Annotated in this window: 20 protein-coding genes and 1 pseudogene; 5 read left to right on the forward strand and 16 right to left on the reverse strand. The window is 66.8% G+C overall.

Going from position 1 to position 16,456, the window contains the following annotated elements; all coding sequences use genetic code 11:
- The first annotated feature begins 130 nt into the window (after positions 1–130).
- Entirely contained in the window at positions 131–1,546 is a 1,416-nt protein-coding gene (locus ACMGFG_RS11955; RefSeq protein WP_436930559.1) for a right-handed parallel beta-helix repeat-containing protein, read from the forward strand.
- 187 nt (positions 1,547–1,733) lie between these two features.
- Here the strand turns inward: ACMGFG_RS11955 and ACMGFG_RS11960 are convergent, their stop codons facing one another.
- Positions 1,734–3,050, reverse strand: coding sequence for a sulfatase family protein (locus ACMGFG_RS11960; protein ID WP_436930560.1), 1,317 nt, complete (start codon positions 3,048–3,050; stop codon positions 1,734–1,736).
- 365 nt (positions 3,051–3,415) lie between these two features.
- Here ACMGFG_RS11960 and ACMGFG_RS11965 point away from each other — a divergent pair, with 365 nt between their 5' ends.
- From ACMGFG_RS11965 to ACMGFG_RS11980, 4 genes are all read left to right on the forward strand, one after another.
- On the forward strand, positions 3,416–4,840 hold the full coding sequence (locus ACMGFG_RS11965; RefSeq protein WP_436930561.1) for an oligosaccharide flippase family protein: 1,425 nt from the start codon (positions 3,416–3,418) through the stop codon (positions 4,838–4,840).
- Between the two features lie 346 nt (positions 4,841–5,186).
- Positions 5,187–6,182, forward strand: coding sequence for a glycosyltransferase (locus tag ACMGFG_RS11970; RefSeq protein ID WP_436930562.1), 996 nt, complete (start codon positions 5,187–5,189; stop codon positions 6,180–6,182).
- Positions 6,179–8,191: a putative glycosyltransferase family protein gene (locus tag ACMGFG_RS11975; RefSeq protein ID WP_436930563.1), complete on the forward strand. Its 2,013-nt coding sequence runs from the start codon at positions 6,179–6,181 to the stop codon at positions 8,189–8,191. The genes ACMGFG_RS11970 and ACMGFG_RS11975 overlap by 4 nt, the downstream gene beginning before the upstream one ends.
- A gap of 4 nt (positions 8,192–8,195) precedes the next feature.
- On the forward strand, positions 8,196–9,410 hold the full coding sequence (locus ACMGFG_RS11980; RefSeq protein ID WP_436930564.1) for a DUF8471 domain-containing protein: 1,215 nt from the start codon (positions 8,196–8,198) through the stop codon (positions 9,408–9,410).
- A 111-nt stretch (positions 9,411–9,521) separates the two neighbouring features.
- Here ACMGFG_RS11980 and ACMGFG_RS11985 read toward each other — a convergent pair.
- The 15 genes and pseudogenes from ACMGFG_RS11985 to ACMGFG_RS12055 form a co-directional block, all read right to left on the reverse strand.
- A pseudogene (locus tag ACMGFG_RS11985) lies at positions 9,522–10,007 on the reverse strand (endonuclease III domain-containing protein); the annotation flags it as partial.
- A gap of 28 nt (positions 10,008–10,035) precedes the next feature.
- A complete protein-coding gene (locus tag ACMGFG_RS11990) occupies positions 10,036–10,692 on the reverse strand; it encodes an endonuclease III domain-containing protein (protein ID WP_436930565.1) in 657 nt (218 codons plus the stop codon).
- A gap of 253 nt (positions 10,693–10,945) precedes the next feature.
- A complete protein-coding gene (locus tag ACMGFG_RS11995) occupies positions 10,946–11,173 on the reverse strand; it encodes a hypothetical protein (protein WP_436930618.1) in 228 nt (75 codons plus the stop codon).
- A 94-nt stretch (positions 11,174–11,267) separates the two neighbouring features.
- Positions 11,268–11,579: a hypothetical protein gene (locus ACMGFG_RS12000; protein WP_436930566.1), complete on the reverse strand. Its 312-nt coding sequence runs from the start codon at positions 11,577–11,579 to the stop codon at positions 11,268–11,270.
- Positions 11,576–11,800 (reverse strand): hypothetical protein, encoded by a 225-nt coding sequence (locus tag ACMGFG_RS12005; RefSeq protein ID WP_436930567.1) that lies wholly within the window; start codon positions 11,798–11,800, stop codon positions 11,576–11,578. The genes ACMGFG_RS12000 and ACMGFG_RS12005 overlap by 4 nt, the downstream gene beginning before the upstream one ends.
- 152 nt (positions 11,801–11,952) lie before the next feature.
- Positions 11,953–12,267 carry a hypothetical protein gene (locus ACMGFG_RS12010; protein WP_436930568.1) on the reverse strand — a complete coding sequence of 105 codons (315 nt, stop codon included), beginning with the start codon at positions 12,265–12,267 and terminating at the stop codon, positions 11,953–11,955.
- Positions 12,268–12,383: 116 nt separating this feature from the next.
- The gene (locus tag ACMGFG_RS12015; protein ID WP_436930569.1) at positions 12,384–12,656 is read right to left on the reverse strand and encodes a hypothetical protein; all 273 of its coding nucleotides are present in this window, start codon (positions 12,654–12,656) and stop codon (positions 12,384–12,386) included.
- Positions 12,653–12,847, reverse strand: a complete 195-nt coding sequence (locus tag ACMGFG_RS12020) for a hypothetical protein (RefSeq protein WP_436930570.1) — start codon at positions 12,845–12,847, stop codon at positions 12,653–12,655. The genes ACMGFG_RS12015 and ACMGFG_RS12020 overlap by 4 nt, the downstream gene beginning before the upstream one ends.
- Positions 12,848–13,022: 175 nt before the next feature.
- Complete coding sequence (locus tag ACMGFG_RS12025; RefSeq protein WP_436930571.1) at positions 13,023–13,322, reverse strand: hypothetical protein; 300 nt, start codon at positions 13,320–13,322, stop codon at positions 13,023–13,025.
- A 135-nt stretch (positions 13,323–13,457) separates the two neighbouring features.
- Positions 13,458–13,703: a hypothetical protein gene (locus tag ACMGFG_RS12030; RefSeq protein ID WP_436930572.1), complete on the reverse strand. Its 246-nt coding sequence runs from the start codon at positions 13,701–13,703 to the stop codon at positions 13,458–13,460.
- Positions 13,700–13,999 (reverse strand): hypothetical protein, encoded by a 300-nt coding sequence (locus ACMGFG_RS12035; RefSeq protein ID WP_436930573.1) that lies wholly within the window; start codon positions 13,997–13,999, stop codon positions 13,700–13,702. Before ACMGFG_RS12035 ends, ACMGFG_RS12030 begins: the two co-directional genes overlap by 4 nt.
- Positions 14,000–14,128: 129 nt before the next feature.
- Positions 14,129–14,617 carry a hypothetical protein gene (locus ACMGFG_RS12040; protein ID WP_436930574.1) on the reverse strand — a complete coding sequence of 163 codons (489 nt, stop codon included), beginning with the start codon at positions 14,615–14,617 and terminating at the stop codon, positions 14,129–14,131.
- A 116-nt stretch (positions 14,618–14,733) separates the two neighbouring features.
- The gene (locus ACMGFG_RS12045) at positions 14,734–15,144 is read right to left on the reverse strand and encodes a hypothetical protein (RefSeq protein WP_436930575.1); all 411 of its coding nucleotides are present in this window, start codon (positions 15,142–15,144) and stop codon (positions 14,734–14,736) included.
- Between the two features lie 103 nt (positions 15,145–15,247).
- On the reverse strand, positions 15,248–15,547 hold the full coding sequence (locus ACMGFG_RS12050) for a hypothetical protein (protein WP_436930576.1): 300 nt from the start codon (positions 15,545–15,547) through the stop codon (positions 15,248–15,250).
- Between the two features lie 150 nt (positions 15,548–15,697).
- A complete protein-coding gene (locus tag ACMGFG_RS12055; protein WP_436930577.1) occupies positions 15,698–16,195 on the reverse strand; it encodes a hypothetical protein in 498 nt (165 codons plus the stop codon).
- Positions 16,196–16,456 lie beyond the last annotated feature (261 nt).

Below are 16,456 nucleotides of genomic sequence, written 5' to 3' on the forward strand. Positions count from 1 at the left end.
CGTTCCTACGCAAGAGCGCGAGAAGCCGCAACTAACCGGACGGGTCCGGTACGGATCCGGCGCGCAACTGTGGGCTCCGGGCACCGCAGCCGCAGGTAGCCTTATCCCGGAACGGGAGGCTTACCGCGATATGGTGTTCGGAAACCAGAGCGAACCGACAGACGACGAACGACGAGACGACCGTAACCACAGCTTACCGGGCCGTTCGGGCGGGCTGGGGCGACGGTCGTTCCTGACCGCGGCCGCGGCCGCGGTGGGGGCGCCGCTGCTCGCCCGCGGCGGGCGAGCAGCACAGGGGTCGGGTGGTCGCCGCCGGATCGAGATCGACAGCACCGGCTCGGCGGCGGTCAACTACGAGTTCACCGCGACCGGCGCGGTCGAACCCGTCCGCGGCGACGCCGAGGGCAACGACACCGTCGCGGAGAACGGCGACGGCACCCAGACCGCGACCGGCGCGGTCGGCTCGTGGGGCCGCGACACCTACACGTTCCAGGGCCGGATCACGTCGTTCTCGCCGACGAGCGGCGACTTCGAGGTCCGCGTCGACGGGACGCGCGTCGACCCCGGTGCGGTCGCGAAGGGGAAGACCGTCCAGTCGCTGCCCGCGGCGAGCGACGTGCTGGGCGGCGGCGACGGCTACCCCGACGCGGTCCCGCAGTCGGCCGCCACCACGGTCGTCTCGACGCTGAGCGAACTCGAATCGGCGCTGAACAGCGCGTCCAGCGGCGACGTGGTGTACGTCGCGCCCGACGCGAGCATCAACGTGCCCGACCGGGAGCTGACGATCCCCGCGGGCGTGACGCTGGCCTCGAACCGCGGCATCGACGGGGCCGAAGGCGGGGAGATCCGCGCCGACGAGGTCTACGGCGAGGGCCCGCTCCACACCGAGCACCAGGTCCGGATCACCGGCCTCCGTGTCACCGGCTCGATCGACGAGTACGTCGAGTACGACCGCCCGGTCCACAGCGGCGTCGTCGTCAAGGGCAGGGGCTGCGAGATCGACAACGTCGAGGTCTCCGGGTTCAGCTACTCGGGCGTGAAACTGCTGCACTCGGCCCGGATCCACCACTCGTACATCCACACCAACGCGATGGACGGCCTCGGCTACGGCATCGTCTGTATCGGCGGCGGCAGTACGCTGGTCGAGTACAACCGCTTCAACCTCAACCGCCACTCCGTCGCCAACGAGGGCACCGCCGGCTACGAGGTGCGCTACAACCACTTCGGCGAGGACGCCATCGCTTACCAGGTCGGGACCCACCGCCCGGGCGGCGCGACCCTCGAGATCCACCACAACACGTTCGTCCCGACGAAGCACCTCAACTCCGGGGAGGACCCCGAGTCCCACGTCAGCATCCGCGGGGTCCCCGACGATATCGCGGACATCCACCACAACTGGTTCCACAACCCGAAGAAACCGGCGCCGGGACGGGGCACGGAGTCGATCATCCAGCCCCACTCGAACGAGTTCAAGAACCTGAACTTCGACACCAACCACTACGGCCCGAAGCGGCCCTCCGACCCGACGATCGGCTGTCCGCGGTAACGACTGTCGACCGCCGGGACACTGACCGTCGATCTCCGGGACACCGACTGTCGACCGTCGGGACACCTGCTCGGCCCTCCGCGAGTCGACTCGGGTGGCCCGGATCGGGACTGTCCAGCATGCACTCGCGGCGCGGTTCCCGACGCGGCCCCGCTCCGGTCCGCCAGGGATTCTCCGTTTCGACGCGTTACAGGTAGCCCAGGTCCTCCAGCCGGCTGGTCATCCGCTGTTCTGCGCCCTCCGAGACCGACGCCGTCTCCAGCTGGCGCTCGCGGGCGACGTGCTCGTCGACGATGTCGCGCAGTCGCTCGACGACCTCGGGGTGGTCGTCGGCGACGTTCTCCAGTTCCTTCGGGTCGGACTCGAGGTCGAACAGCTGGCACAGCTCGCGGTCGCGGCCCTGGACGTACTTCCAGCCGTCGTAGCGGACGCCGTCGAGCCACCGCTCGCGCTCGCCGGAGGCCCCGACCGCGCGGACGTGCGCCGGCCGGTGCTCGATGGGCTTCGAGAGGATGTCCTGGCCGGACACGTCGGCGGGCCGGTCGACGCCGGCCGCGTCGAGCAGCGTCGGGAAGATGTCGACCGAGCGGATCTGGTCGGTCACGCGGCCCTCGGCGGGGACCCCGGGGCCGGCGACGGCGAACGGCACCCGCGTGAGGAAGTCGTAGACGTGGTAGCCGTGGCCGATGCGGTGGAAGGCGTTGGGGAACTCGGTGGCGCTGGCCCGCCGCAGGGAGTTGTACCAGTCCTCCGTCTCGATGCCGCGCGGGCGGAGGTACTGGTCGTACACGTCGCTGCGGACGTTGCGCGTGCGCTTGTCGGTGAAGGGGATCGGGACCTGGTTGAACCCGACGATCGACGCGCGGTGGCGCCAGGTGCCGTCGGCGAACGCCTCGCCGTGGTCGCCGGTGACCGCCACGACCGTCTCCGAGAGGTCGACGACCTCGAGGAGGCGCTGGAGCTGCTCGAAGACGCCGCGGACGGCCGCGTCGTAGTCGATCTCCTCGTCGTCGGCGTCCGGCGGCAGGTCCTTGTGGACGTGGGCCTCCCAGAGGTGGAGATACCTGAACCACGGCCCCTCGGCCTCGTCGAGTTCCCGCCGGTACTCGTCGAACCAGTCGGTGTAGACGGTGGTGTCGCGCTGGCGGTAGTCGTAGCTGTCGAAGCCCGCGTCGAGGCCGGTGTCGTCGGTGATCGGACCGGTGACCGACGCCGACGTGTCGTAGCCGGCGGCGTCGAACGCCTCGGCGAGCGTCGTGACGCCGTCGGAAAGCGAGAAGTCCCGCAGCGAGAGGACGCCGTGCTCGGGCGGGTAGGTGCCGGTCATGTAGCTGGCGACGCAGGGCGTCGTCGACGACGCCGCGGCGATCATGGTGTCGAAGGCCGTTCCCTCGCGTTCGAGGAACTCGAAGAGGGGCTTGTCGGCCCCGTAGTCGCCGAAGGCGAAGTCGCTCCGCAGCGCGTCGACGCAGACGAACAACACGTTGGGGCGCTCGCTGTCCATACGCGGCCCGACCGGACTCTCGCCATTAGCTATGATGGCCGTACTCCCGCGGTACGTCCGGCCTACTCCGGGGTAACGGGCGTTTAACAAGGGGGAGCGCTCGTGGACGGGCGAGGTGAATGACCTGCATCCGCGCGAGCCGGTGGACGCCGCTCGGTCGATCCGCCCCTCCCGGCCGGTCCGTCCCCGCCGGTCAGCCCGTCCCCGGTGGACGGCCGACCGGCGAGGACGAGCCGGCCGACGGCCGGGACGAACCGGTCGACTGCGGCCGGCACGCACGAGACTCCGGTCGGACAGCGCCGACAGCTCCCTGCGCCCGCGGCGAGTTCGACCCCGGGCCGGCCGCGGGTGTCGCGACGTAGCCCATGGACCTGCGCGACTCCGTTCTGAAGCTGTTCTCCGGCAGCATCGTCCTCGCGCTCGTCGAGTTCGCCGCGATCGCCTGGTTCACGCAGACGCTCGGCACCGGTCCCATGGGGTCGTTTTTCGTCTTCCAGGCGGTCGTCGGGATGCTCGGCATCCCGATCGATCTGGGCATCTCGAAGGCCGCCGAGAAGCAGCTCTCCGCCGACGGCGCGACCGGGGAGATCCTCTCGACCGCCGCCTGCACGAAGGGGCTGTTGATGCTCCCGTGGGTCGGCGCGCTGGTGTTGCTGGCCCCCCGCGTCGAGTCGTACGTCGGCGTCCAGGGGGTCGTGCCGCTGGTGATCCTCGGGCTCCTCGCGGCACAGAGCCGGGGGATCACCCTGCGGCTGCTCGCCGGGCAGATGCGCGTCGACCGCAACGCCGCGCTGAAGGTGCTCGGCAAGGTCACGTGGGTCGCGGTGGGCGTCGCACTCGTCGAGCAGGGCTGGGGGGCGCGGGCGCTCATCGTCGCCTACAGCGCCGGGCGGTTCGCGACGGCGCTGGGCGCGCTCGTCCGGATGGACCTGTCGGTGGGGCTGCCCAGTCTCTCGCGGGCCCGGAGCCTCGTCGACTTCGGCCGGTACGTGTTCGTCGGGAACGTCGGCGGCTTCGTCTACCAGTGGATGGACGTGGCGATCCTCCGGCTGTTCGTCGGGGTCGAGCTCGTCGGCGCCTACGAGATCGCCTGGCGGGTCGCCAGCGTCGCGATGATGCTCACCGAGGCGATCCGCACCTCGCTGTTCCCGCAGATCTCCCAGTGGCACGCCGAGGACCGCCTCGACCGGATCGAGTCGGCCTTCGAGCAGTGGCTGCAGATCCCGCTGTACCTGACGATCCCCGCGTTCGCCGGCGCGGTCGTCCTCGGCCGCGAAGTACTCGGCACGCTGTTCGGCCCGGAGACGGTCGTCGCCTACCCGGTCCTGGTCGTCTTCATGACCGAGAAGATCCTGCGGTCGGTCCAGCTGGTGCTGGGCCCGTCGCTGTTCGCGATGGACAAGCCCAGCCTCGGCTACCGGGGGAGCATGGCGGCCATCGTGACGAACCTCGTCCTCAACGTCGCGCTGGTGCCGCAGTTCGGCATCCTCGGGGCCGCGGTCGCGACGACGCTGTCGGCGGCGACCGCCGCGGTCGTCGCGCTCACCTACGTCACGCGGTTCGTCGACGTGGTCGTCCCCTGGCGGCGGGTCGGCTGGAGCGTCGGGTCGGCGGCGGTCATGGGCGTGACCGTCTACGCCCTGCGGCCGCATCTGCCGGGCGGCTGGCAGCGCGTCGCCCTCGGCGTCGGGGCGGGCGTCGCCGTCTACGCGCTCCTGTTGCTCGCCCACGGGGGGATCCGCCTCGAGATGCGCGGCGCGCTCGAAGACGTGACCGGCTCGTGGTCCTGAGTTCGGCTCATGGTCTGAGTCCGGCTCGGAGCCCCGACTGCGCCGGCGTCAGCCGGCCGCCACTCGCCGACCGTCGCCCGGCGACATCGCCGGTTCCAGCGTCGTTATATGCTCTCTTCGAGGGTGGCGGGATCGCCCGCGAGCGGGCGCGGGCGCCGTTAGTCCGGGTGATCGGGGGCGTAGTCGCATCATTACAATGGGTGAACCGGGGAACGGTTGGGGTGTGAACGGGCTCGACAGCACAGCACAGCCGAGGGGTTCGAACCAGCCGGCCGGCCGCGGTCACCGGTCGCCGGCCACATCGGTGCCCGCGTCGCGAGGGGCGCGACGGACGGTGTTCCGATAGATGGTCCGAACGCTTCAGCTGGTCACGTCGCGCAGACCGTTTTTCGAACAGCAAGTGGAGGTGCTGGAGCGCAACGGCGTCTCCTGTACCGTCGTCCCGGTCCCGGGGGAGAGCCGCGAGCGGTCGCTGGCGGAGTACGCACGCTTCTACGCCCGGGTGCTCAGGGCCGCCCGCGGTCCCGACATCGACCTCGTCCACGCCAACTACGGGTTGACGGCGCCGGCGGCGCTGGCACAGCCGGTACGGCCGGTCGTCCTCTCGCTGTGGGGGTCGGACCTGCTGGGGCCCTACGGGACCCTCAGCGAGCAGTGCGCCCGCTTCGCCGACGAGGTGGTCGTCATGTCCGAGGAGATGGCGGGCGCACTCGACCGCGACGCGACGGTCGTCCCCCACGGGATCGACACCGAGCGGTTCGCCCCCGGACCCCGCGAGGCGGCCGTCGACGCGGTCGACTGGGATCCCGACGCCAGACACGTCCTCTTCCCGTACGATACCGAGCGTGCGGAGAAGAACTACCCGCGCGCCGAGCGGGTGGTCGAGCGGGCGCGGCCGGCGGTCGACGGACCCGTCGAACTCCACGCGGTCTCGGGCGTCCCCCACGAGGCGGTACCGACGTACATGAACGCCGCCGACGCCATGCTTCTGACCTCCGAGCGCGAGGGGTCGCCCAACGCCGTCAAGGAGGCGCTCGCGTGTAACCTGCCGGTCGTCGCGACGCCCGTCGGCGACGTGCCCGACCTGCTCGCGGGGGCCGAGTGCTCGGCGGTCGCCGACACCGACGCGGGGCTGGCCGACGCGCTGGCCGCGGCGCTGGCGCCGACGACCGAACCCACGGGTCGCGACCGCGCCCGGGAGTTCGGCCTCGACCGCATGGGCGAGGACCTGATCGGCGTCTACGAGCGCGCGCTCGGCGGGGACGGCAACGCGCTCGGCGGCGACGACGGCGTCCTCAACGGGGACGACGACGCGCTCGACGGGGAGGTGACCGCCGCGTGAACCGGCGCCCGACGAGCTGGCTGCCCAGCGCGCGCTTCGACGTGGCGGTCGCGGTCGTCGGCCTCGTCGTCGCGGTGGGGCTGCTCCCGCTGGCCGTCCTGACCTCCTCGGTGTACGTCCGGACGATCCCGGTCGTCCTCGGCGCGGCCTGCGGCCTCTATCTCGTCTCGGTCCGGCGGGACACCGCCGCCGAGCGCCGGCGGCCGACCCTCGACGCGGGGGGCGTCGCGGCGGCCGAACTGACCGGGATCGCGCTGGTCGGGATCGCGACCTGGGCCGCCCTGGCCGGGACGCGGACGCTCGCCGTCATCGTCGCGAGCGGCGCGGTCGGCGCGTTCGTCCTGCTGCAGACCGTCTTCCTGTCGGCCGAGGCGCTCGACGAGCGGCTGGTGCTCGCGCAGGTGCTGGCCCACGCGTTCGTCGTGCGGTTCACCGGCCTGTTCACGACGCCCGGGTTCGTCGGCGTCGACAGCTGGGAGCACACGACCCAGTACGCGGCGTCCGTCGGGACCGCCGACTCGCTCGCGCCGCTGGCCGGCGCGAAGTACCTCTTCGCCCCGTTCCACCACCTGGTCACCGTCGTCGGCTCGGACCTGCTCGGCGTCGACCTGCGCCTCTCGCTGTACCTGGTCGTCGGGAGCACGGTCGTGCTCTCGGTGCTGCTCGTCTACGGCACCGCCCGGTACTTCGTGGACGCCCGGTGGGCGCTGTTCGCGGCCGGCGCGTTCGCGATGACCGACCAGGCGATCCGCTGGGGGATGCACGTCATCCCGACGAGCCTCGGGCTCGTGTTCTTCCTCGGGGTCGTCTTCGCGGTCGCGCGCCTGCTCCACGCCGAGACCGGGCGGGCCGACTGGGCGCTGCTGGCCGGGTCGATCGTCGCGGTCACGCTCACCCACCAGGTGGCGGCGTTCGTCTCGCTGGTGTTCGTCGGCTCGGCCGTCCTCGCGCAGGTGCTCGTCGGCCGCGTCGGCTGGGTCACCCCCTCTGGCGGGCTCTCGGGCTCGATGGGGCTCGGCCCCGAGTCCGGCGACCCGATCACCGACGGCGCCTCCCGGACCTCGCCGGGCGTCGTCGGCCTCCACTGGGCGTTCGCCTTCCACCTCCTTTTCACGGGCGGGATCTGGATGGCCACGCCCTGGAACGGCGAGCCGTTCCTCACGCGTATGGTCGGGCTGGTCGCGCTGACGCTGCAGACCTCCGCGGGTTTCCTGAACCTCGCCGGGAGCGAAGGCGCCGGCGCCGCCGCGGTCGCCGGCAGCGCGCCCGCGTCGGAGCTGATGCGCCGCGTGGCGACGTACGTCGACGCCGTCGGCTTCCTCGTGCTCCTGTTCGCGGCGGTCCTCGGGGGGCTCGCGCTGGTCCGGCGCCACCGCTCGCCCCAGGCCGCCCACACGCTCGTGGTCGCCATCGGCGCGATGCTGTTCTTCTCGCTGGGGCTGCCGCTGTTCGGGATCCGCACGTTCCTCCCCGGCCGGTGGTTCGCGTTCGCCTACGCGCTGATGGCGGTCGTCGGCGCCGTCGGCCTGCGGTACCTCGGGACGCGGTTCTCGGGGCGCGTCGCGGCCGCCGGCCTGGTCGTGCTCCTGCTGGTCTTCCCGTTCGCGATGGTCGCCGGCGAGAAGGCGACGCTCGACGACCCGACCTTCGACGAGCAGTGGCCGAAGTACGCCTACTCCGAGTCGGAGATCGTCGCCATGCACTCCATCGGCGAGACGACGCCCGCCAGCGTCGACGCGGTCTTCACCGACCACCCCTGGCGGACCGCGTTCAAGAGCAGCGGCGCGCATTTCAGCGACACGATCAACCTCACCCGCGTCGACGGGACGGACCCGCCCTACGACAGGGTGGTCTACCGCGACTACCAGTCGACGGGCGCACCGATGTTCACTGCCGCCGGCGGCGCCGTGGTGACCCGCCAGGTCGACCGCGACCAGATCTGCCCCGTCGGGAGCAACCACGTCTACCAGAACCAGGACGCCGAACTGTGTACTCGACCGGGGGCCTGACACCATGAACTACGAGTCATCATCACGCCTCGGCGGCGTCGCCGACCTCGCGCTGGTCGTCGCGGGCGTCGCCGCCTTCGACCTCGTCGTCGCGCTGTCGGTCGACGTGCCCCCCCTGCGCCTCGCGCTGGGGCTGCCCGTCGTCCTGCTGGCGCCGGGCTACGCGGTCGTCGCCGCGCTGTACCCGCGCGGCGGGGGCAGCGCCGACCCCCGGCGGCCGCGCGCGACCGCCTCGCCCGCCGACGGTTCGTCCGTCGACGCGATCGACCCCGCGGTCCGGGCCGGCCTGACGGTCGTCGCGAGCGTCGCCGTCGTCGCCGCCGTCGCGCTGGCCGTCAACGCGAGCCCGTGGGGCATCCGCCCGCTCCCCACCCTCGCGGGGCTCACCGTCGCGACGCTGGCCGCCGTCGCCGTCGCCGTCTACCGGCGCCGGCGGGTGCCTGCGCACCTGCGCTACGCGCCGTCGCTCCCGCTGGGGTCGGTCGCCGGCGTCTTCCGCCCGCGGCTCTCGGCCACCTTCGTGCTCGCGCTCCTGCTGGTCGCCAGCGCCGTCGGCGCGACGGCCGTCCTCGCGACGACCGACACGAACGGGGCCGGGACCGACGAGCAGTTCACCGAGTTCGCCGTGCTGACGGAGAACACCACGGGCGAGTACGTCACCGCCAACTACACCGACGCCGTCGACGCCAACCGCTCGCTGTACTTCGAGGTCGCCAGCGACGAGGGCGAGCGCACTGACTACACGCTCGTCCTCGTCCGCGAGACGGTCGTCCGCGAGGACAACGTGACGGTCGTCCGCTCGGCGACGGGACAGGCCCGCGCGGACTTCTCGCTGCGCGACGGCGCCGTCCGGTACCTGGAGTTCGTCCCCGAACCGGCGCCCGGCGAGGCGCCGAGCCGACTGCGCGCGTACCTCTACCGCGGCGACGCGCCCGAGGTGCCCTCCCGCGCCTCGGCCTACCGCTCGCTACAGGTCTGGTACACCGACGACCCGATCGAGGAGGCGACCGCCGCCGCGAACGCGACGGCCGCGAACGCCACCGCCGGCAACGCCACGGCTGCGAACGCGACGGTCGGGAACGTGACCGCGGCCGGCAACGTGACCGCGGCCGGCAACGGGACCGCCGCGAGCGGCGGGACCACGGCCGACGACGGGTCCACGGCCGACGACGGGTCCACGTTCGGCGACGTGACCGCCCCGCTCGTCACGAGGGACTGACCGTCGCTCGTCCGCACTGTCCGTCCCCGGTCCCCCGCTGACGTTTCGCCCCCGTCCCGTCCCCCGCTCCCCGCTGACGATCCGCGCCCGTCCAGTCACCCACCTCGTTTCTCAGTCGGCGGCCGCTTCGGCCGGGTCGACCACCTCTCCCGTCGCCGGCGTGACCCCGACCCGGTCGCAGAGATCCGCGAGCGGGCAGGCCTCCGGGTCGTCGAGACAGGCCGGCTTGCGCGCCGAGCAGTACTCGCGGCCGAACTGGATCATCGCGGTGTGACCGAACCCGCACTTCTCGTCGGGGACCGCGGCCTCCAGCGCCTCGCGGACGCCCTCGTGGTCGGCGTCGGCGGGCGCCAGCCCCATCCGCCGGGCGATCCGGTGGACGTGGGTGTCGACCGGGAAGACGCCGCCGCGCCCGCCCGAGAACAGCAGGACGCAGTCGGCGGTCTTCGGCCCGACGCCGTTCATGTCCAGCAGCGTCTCGCGGACTTCGGCCGGGTCGCCCGTCTTGACGAACTCGTCGAAGCCGTCCGCGCCGCCGTACGCCTCGCGGACCCGCTCGGCCAGCGCGACGATCCGCTCGGACTTCTGGTTGTAAACAAAGTCGCGTAAATAGATTCTATACACATCAGCAGTACTCGCAGTCGCAGAACTGCTCGCACACCGGGTTGCTGCAGTCCGCGTCCCGGGCGGTGCAGTAGGCGCGGCCGTGGTCGATCAACAGCCGGTGGAAGCTGTACTTGACGTCGGATGGCACGTGCTCAGTGAGCAACTCGTGCGCACGAGCGTAGCTGGCGTCTTCAGGGATCAAGTCGAACCGCTTCGCCAACCGCTCACAGTGCGTGTCGACGGGGAAGTAGTCCATACCGAACCGGAAGAGCAAGATGATACCGGCAGTCTTGTCTCCGATCCCCTTGATATTCGTCAACCACGACTGCGCCTCGTCCACGTCCATCTCTTTGATGAACTCAAGAGAGTATTCGCCGCCGGTGTGTTCGCGGATAGTACGGAGAGAATCCTGAATACGCGAGGCCTTCTGATTGGCGAGTCCGGCGGTTCTGATGGCATCGGCCAGTTCGTCGTGGTCGGCGTTCTCGATGGCCTCGTAATTATGCCCGAATTCGGAGACAAGATCGTCCCACGCGTTGTCTCTGTTCTCGTCGCTCGTGTTCTGACTTAGGATCGTGTGGATTAAGGAGTCAACCGGATGCATATCCCGAGGTGGCTCCGGTTCGCCGTGGAGGTTAACGAGTGCGCCGTGAATATCGCTGATGCGATCTTCCATATCCGATTTCGAGGATTCGAGCATATTCGATGCGCCGATTCGCAGTCGCGATTATCAACGAGCAGTTGGGAGCACTTAGATGCCGGCCGGCCTACCGTGCCACTATGACGATCAATTACGCTCTCAGCGAGGAGGACGAGGAACGCATCAACCGCGAGCATTCGTCTTTAGTTGGCCCTCACACCTCGGTTGCGTAGCGGTAGCGAGCGTCTCTTGCAGTATGGGTCGTTGCTGATGGATTTTCTGTGCGTCCTCAATCAGCCGTTCTAACAACGGAGACGGCGAGCGGGGAATCATCTTGACGAGGTTCGCCGTCATCTTCTGTGAGATGTTGACACGCGCTCCTGATTTCGTATGCAGATTTTGATGAGTTGCATTTGTCGGCGTGGACGAGAACGGCGTCCGTGGCGACGTCGACGGCTTTCAGACTTTCTACCGACTCGACGCCGAGTACCGAATTGTCCAGCTCCGGCTCGACCATTCCTGTTGAAGTGTTGGAAGGTGAAGTGTAAAGGGTCGTTGTACGGCAGTTTGCGGTGAACTGTGGAAAGAAAACGGTGAAAGCGGCTTAATCCTCAGTCCAGCGCCAGCCGGGCGGCGCGGCGGACGTGTTCCGGCACGTTTTCGCTGTCGATGTTGCGGTGGGACACGTGCCACCTGATGCCCTCTCTGTTCTCCACGACGGCAACTTGCTCACCGGCGGTTGGCTCCGACTGCACGTGTGAGCTGCTGTACTCGTACTGCTCCAACTCCACGTCCTCAACTGGTGCCTGCAGCATCTCGTCGATCCTCTCGTCGTCGGCGTCAACCTTCTCGTCCTCTTTCTGCTCCAGTCTACCGAGCGCCTGCCCATGCGCGAACCGGCGCGGTGCATCGATTCGGATCACTCGTCATCACCCACCGCGAGGGCGGCCTGCTTCTGACTGATGAACCGACGCTCCGCCTCGTTGAGATCGGACGGCCAGCTCTCGGGCTCTTCGAGCATCCGCGGGCGGATGTCGTCCAGCCACTCGGGGTGCTCGTCTGCCCACTTGATGACGATCTCCTCGTGGACAAATGCGAGTCGTTCTTCGGAAGGCAATTCCCGATGGAATCCGTCTGCGTGCATCCAAGTCGAGTTCACGTCTGCAGACTGCTTCGACACGACTGCATCGGAATTAGGGCTGTCCCTCAGATAAGTACACTGCTTGACACCGCGACAGAAAAGCGCGGTACTGCAGCGTGAAATACTGTTATGAGAAAGTTAAGTAAACTGCGGCATCAGAGTCTGCCCTCGAACTTCATATCTGCCAGCGCCTCCGCGAGCAGGTCACGTCGCTCGATGAACTTGCGCTCCATGTCGTTCGGCTCGTCGGGAACGTGGAGGGGATCGCGGATGATTTCGTCGGAGACCCGCTCGATGTCGCCGGGACGCAGGTTGCTCCATCGGGACTCGAGGTACCCGGTGGCCATACCCAACCCGTACATCTCGTGGTCGTCTAGCTCTCCGAGATCATCGATGACCCTCCATCTCGTCGCCAAACCGATTCGGTTGATGTCGCTGCCTGATTTGGACTGGTCTTCTGTCTCTGCCACGACTGCAACTGTATGTTGGAACGGCTTCCGGAAAAGTACACTGCTTGACACCCCGCCGGAGAAACGCTGTACTGCGCGGTAATACGTGTTTGTCAGTAGAAGGAGTCTCTGCCGCCTTAGGCGACGGCGATGACCTCGGCGCGGTCTGCCACCTCCACGCTGAAGTCGTGGAGTTGGAGTTGACCGTCGCCGAGGCGGCGATTCAAAACAGGCTCGTCAACATTCATCCGCAAGTACTCGATGACGTGCCCCGTCACGTGCCCTGAAGGCGCCCACGCTTCGCCACGCCTGTCGAACCAGTACTCGCGGACGGCTTGATGATGCGGCTCGGTTTTCACGATCATCCTGTCTTCGTCAACCTCCTCAATCCACGTCCGCTCAAACGTCATCCGTTATCCCCGGACGAGGGTTCGTCCGAGAAGCCGTCGAGAGTGGTTTGACTGTCAGCCTCTTCTTCCTCCTCGTCGATGGGCAGGTACTCCATCATCTCCTCCAACTCGGTGAAACACTCCTCGCAGAACGGCACGTCTTCAACGTAGCAGAGCGCCCCATCACCGCAGTGAACGCAGGAGTCATTCACGCCTGATCCCCCGGAGTGGCTACCGAGGTGAGGGTTTGCTGACCGCTGTCTGTTTGCGGCTCGTGATGGGCGAACTCCAGCAGGCTGTCCCACGACAGGCCGCACGAGTCACACCTGTACTCGTGGACGTCGGCGGAGACCGCCTCCTTCATCTCACACTCCGGACAATCGTAGCTCATCGGTTATCCGCCGGCGTGTCGCAGCCAGCGTCGCTGTCGAAGAGGTCTGCCCACGGGCTTTCGCTCCCATCGTGGACGTGCGTCACGGTGCAGGGAATGCCCTCATACGTCCACTTCTCGCCGTCGTCCTCGTGGAACAATCGCTTATCATTCGTCAACCAAACCATCGCGTGCCCCGCGTGTTCGACTTCCAGAACTTCCTCTTCCTCACCAACCTTGTTTTCGAGGTGCAGCACGTCTCCGTCGCTGATTTCTTCGATGTCGATGCTGTCCGTAGATGTGTCTGTGTCGGACATAGTTTGTCGGTAGATTGATCACCTCCAGTCGCCGCAGAAGCATCAAAACGTCAGGGCCGCCCCGGGAGTCGAACCCGAGCACCACACGATGTGGTGGCCGCCGAGCGCGGATAGCTTGTGAGGGCGGTCGGAAGTTCAGCGGAGAATCGAGATGTCGCGGCTCTCCGCGCAGGCGAGATAGTCGTCGAGACGGCCTTCAGCGTACCACGTCCCATCATACTCCCCCTCGATGCGCTCCTCCGCCTCGCTCATCGCGTGGTGGAACACGTCTGCCTCGACGGTGACGAGCGCGACTTCGGGGCCACCCTCCCTGACTACCACGGTCACGTGGGTGGGATCGAGATCGTAGTTCTCCATCTCCGTGCGCTTCTCCTCGCTCATACCGTCTCACCCGCCACGTCGGCGGTTCGCGTGTCGGTCACTTCGACGGCGATCTTCGTTCCACCTTGCTTCCGCACGTCGCGCTTGACCTCGACTTCGTACGGCCCGCACCGGTACGTGTAGTACCGGACGTCGCCGCCGAAGTGTTCCTCGTAGTCGATGCAGAGGCCGAGGTTGATTCGGTTGCCGTCTATCTCCAGCGCGTTCTGCACGGTGTTCAACGTGGCGTCAAAGGTCTCTACCCGAGATTCGTTTGCGAGCTGTTCCAAACTATCGATGGTGTCTGTGTCGGACATAATTGGAGTAGTGCTTTATTGCCTGCAAATCACCTCCAGAACCAACGAGGGCCGCCGGCGGAGTCGAACCGCCGCACCCGCAAGGGTGGCGCCGAGCGCGGCTGGCCTGTGAGAAAGCGGTCGTGATTCTCAATCGCCGGTCACGTCGTGGGGCGTCATCTCGTCCACTTCCTCATCGGAGAGCAACTCTCCCTCGTGGGAGCCGTCCATATCCCAACCCATCTGCAGGACGTAACGCAGAATCACGCGGCCGTCGGCGGCCTCGTGATAGGCTTCTATGTCGCCCTCGATGGCGACGTACTCGTCGGCTTCATCCGGCTGTCGCTCGCCGCTCTTCAGGGATTCGATGATTTCCTCAGTGGTTGGAAGACCGGTGCGCCGAACGCGGCACTCGACGTGTTCGCACCGCCACTCATCATCGTGGAACAGCCGCCGGTCGATATCTTCGAGGTGGACGGTGGTGAGCTTCTGCTCGTCGCGGGCGTGTTCAACGCTGCTCACCGTCGCCACGACTTCCTCGTCGGTGGGTATGCTCTCGATGCGAATCTCGTCGCCTTCTTCGAGCAGCGTCGGTTGGATGCTGTTCTCGCTCTCGATGTCGATGTTGTTGTCGGACATAGTTTGAACCGAGTTATCACCTCCAGATCGTCGGCGAGCATCTGACTCGTGAGGCCGCGCCCCGCTGCGATGCGAGTGGAAACATCCGCGCGGCTGGAACGTGAGGGAGTTGTTGTTCAGCAGTCCCGCGTCCAGATCGTCTCGCCGTGAATGGCTTCCTCTGGCCACTCGTCCGCCGGTTCGGGAGCCGTGGTATCATCTATATGCCACATCGTGGAGCCGTCGTCCTCCTGCTCGAGGTGGCAGTACACCCACCGCACCTCGTCGCCGTCGACGTCGACGTCGACTTCCCGGTCAACCGTCTCCGCCCACACTCGGTTGCCTTTGAGGAACACCCGAGTGAAGTCGTGAATGCCGGGGAAGTCGAAGTGTTCAACTTCCGAGATGGGCATCTCGATCTCGTCTGACTCGTACACCACGTCCGCGTCGGAAACGTCGAGAACCAAGACCTCGTAGCGGGACGTGATCGCTCGGTACTGTCTGTGTGCTCTGCTCTTGACCGTGATGTCGATGTTGTTGTCGGACATAATTGAGTAGTCGTTATCACCTCTAGTCGCCGGAGAACAGCCGAGTCGTGAGGCCCGCTCCCGGTTGTGAACCGAGTCAAGCGTTCAGCAGGCAATCGTTCGGTCAGTCGTAGATGCAGTCAACCTCTGCTCTTGACCAAAATCTGGCATCTTTTTCTTCGACGAATAGCGGGCCGTCTGCTGCATAGTCCACGTTTTCAAGGATCACGTGGACTCTATCGTCAACGTCGTTCCGGCAGATAATCTTGCCTCCGCCGTCACCGAACTCTTGTACTTTCTCGTCGATGCGCAGAACCGCCGCTCCATCTTTCTCACCGTGCTGGTTCAGGAAGTCCAGTTCAACGACATCTCCCTCGCTTGTCCCGTTCAGAGTGGCATACATATCTTCAGAGTTGTCTGTCATAGTTTGAGTTGCGGGAAATCGAATGCTGGCTGTCGAGTGTCGAGAATCACCTCCAGAGTCGCCGCAGAAGCATCCGAGTCAAGGTCGCGTCCCGCCTGTGAGGCGAGTCTATATCACGCGGCTGTATCGAGGCTTAGTTGCGTCCACACCTCACCCGTCTCGTCGAAATTCGAAGCCCTCGTCCTCCAACCTCTCGACGATCTCGTTGGGAACCTCGCTGATGTCCTTCTCGCGGTGCGGTCTTGATGTGTCGCCGCCCACGTACATCAGGCCATCGTCGGTGTTCTTGAAAGCGTATGTCTCGACGCCGTGAGCCTCGATTGCTTCAACGAAGATGCCATCGAGTAGATCGGGACGATGCCACGTCGTCTTGAGGACTGCGGGCGGTTCGCTCCTGTAGACGCGGCTCGTTTTGATGTAGAAGCCATCATAGATACAGTAGTTCACGTCATCTTCCCCGTACACCGTGTATCCCGCGTCCTCAAGTTCCTCTCGCACTGTGTGGGTCACTTTTTCCGAAGGTTTCGGCGCGACGGCATCCTCCTCATCGAAAAGTTTGTGGAACTTGTATTTGTTTCCGTTTCCATACTTGTCTCTCGTCACGACGACGACGTCACCGAACTCGTTCGTGCGGATGTTGACTGTCATAGTTTGCAGATAGTGGTTGCCTTCCGAATCACCTCCAGAACGTCCAAGTCGTACTGACCGCCGGGGACTCGAACCCCGCGTCCCCTCGAGGGGACGGTCACCAGACGCGGTCTCCCGGGACGAGTACGCCCCGATGAAGTAGGATAACCACCAACAAGTGCGCACGCACGTTCGCCGAGTCGCTCACGGCTTGCGTGCGTGCGTTCCGGGCTTGCTTCCCCGAGTGGGGCGCTAAGCGAAACCTCCCTCGTAGCAGAGTTT

This window comes from Halosimplex halobium (assembly GCF_051414055.1).
Lineage (GTDB): Archaea > Halobacteriota > Halobacteria > Halobacteriales > Haloarculaceae > Halosimplex > Halosimplex halobium.

Excerpts from the sequence above, each read along its gene's own strand:
- ACMGFG_RS11955 (WP_436930559.1), top strand. The coding sequence starts at position 131 with ATGGTGTTCGGAAACCAGAGCGAACCGACAGACGACGAACGACGAGAC.
- ACMGFG_RS11960 (WP_436930560.1), bottom strand. The coding sequence starts at position 3,050 with ATGGACAGCGAGCGCCCCAACGTGTTGTTCGTCTGCGTCGACGCGCTG.
- ACMGFG_RS11965 (WP_436930561.1), top strand. The coding sequence starts at position 3,416 with ATGGACCTGCGCGACTCCGTTCTGAAGCTGTTCTCCGGCAGCATCGTC.
- ACMGFG_RS11970 (WP_436930562.1), top strand. The coding sequence starts at position 5,187 with ATGGTCCGAACGCTTCAGCTGGTCACGTCGCGCAGACCGTTTTTCGAA.
- ACMGFG_RS11980 (WP_436930564.1), top strand. The coding sequence starts at position 8,196 with ATGAACTACGAGTCATCATCACGCCTCGGCGGCGTCGCCGACCTCGCG.
- ACMGFG_RS11990 (WP_436930565.1), bottom strand. The coding sequence starts at position 10,692 with ATGGAAGATCGCATCAGCGATATTCACGGCGCACTCGTTAACCTCCAC.
- ACMGFG_RS11995 (WP_436930618.1), bottom strand. The coding sequence starts at position 11,173 with ATGGTCGAGCCGGAGCTGGACAATTCGGTACTCGGCGTCGAGTCGGTA.
- ACMGFG_RS12005 (WP_436930567.1), bottom strand. The coding sequence starts at position 11,800 with ATGCACGCAGACGGATTCCATCGGGAATTGCCTTCCGAAGAACGACTC.
- ACMGFG_RS12015 (WP_436930569.1), bottom strand. The coding sequence starts at position 12,656 with ATGACGTTTGAGCGGACGTGGATTGAGGAGGTTGACGAAGACAGGATG.
- ACMGFG_RS12025 (WP_436930571.1), bottom strand. The coding sequence starts at position 13,322 with ATGTCCGACACAGACACATCTACGGACAGCATCGACATCGAAGAAATC.
- ACMGFG_RS12030 (WP_436930572.1), bottom strand. The coding sequence starts at position 13,703 with ATGAGCGAGGAGAAGCGCACGGAGATGGAGAACTACGATCTCGATCCC.
- ACMGFG_RS12035 (WP_436930573.1), bottom strand. The coding sequence starts at position 13,999 with ATGTCCGACACAGACACCATCGATAGTTTGGAACAGCTCGCAAACGAA.
- ACMGFG_RS12040 (WP_436930574.1), bottom strand. The coding sequence starts at position 14,617 with ATGTCCGACAACAACATCGACATCGAGAGCGAGAACAGCATCCAACCG.
- ACMGFG_RS12045 (WP_436930575.1), bottom strand. The coding sequence starts at position 15,144 with ATGTCCGACAACAACATCGACATCACGGTCAAGAGCAGAGCACACAGA.
- ACMGFG_RS12050 (WP_436930576.1), bottom strand. The coding sequence starts at position 15,547 with ATGACAGACAACTCTGAAGATATGTATGCCACTCTGAACGGGACAAGC.
- ACMGFG_RS12055 (WP_436930577.1), bottom strand. The coding sequence starts at position 16,195 with ATGACAGTCAACATCCGCACGAACGAGTTCGGTGACGTCGTCGTCGTG.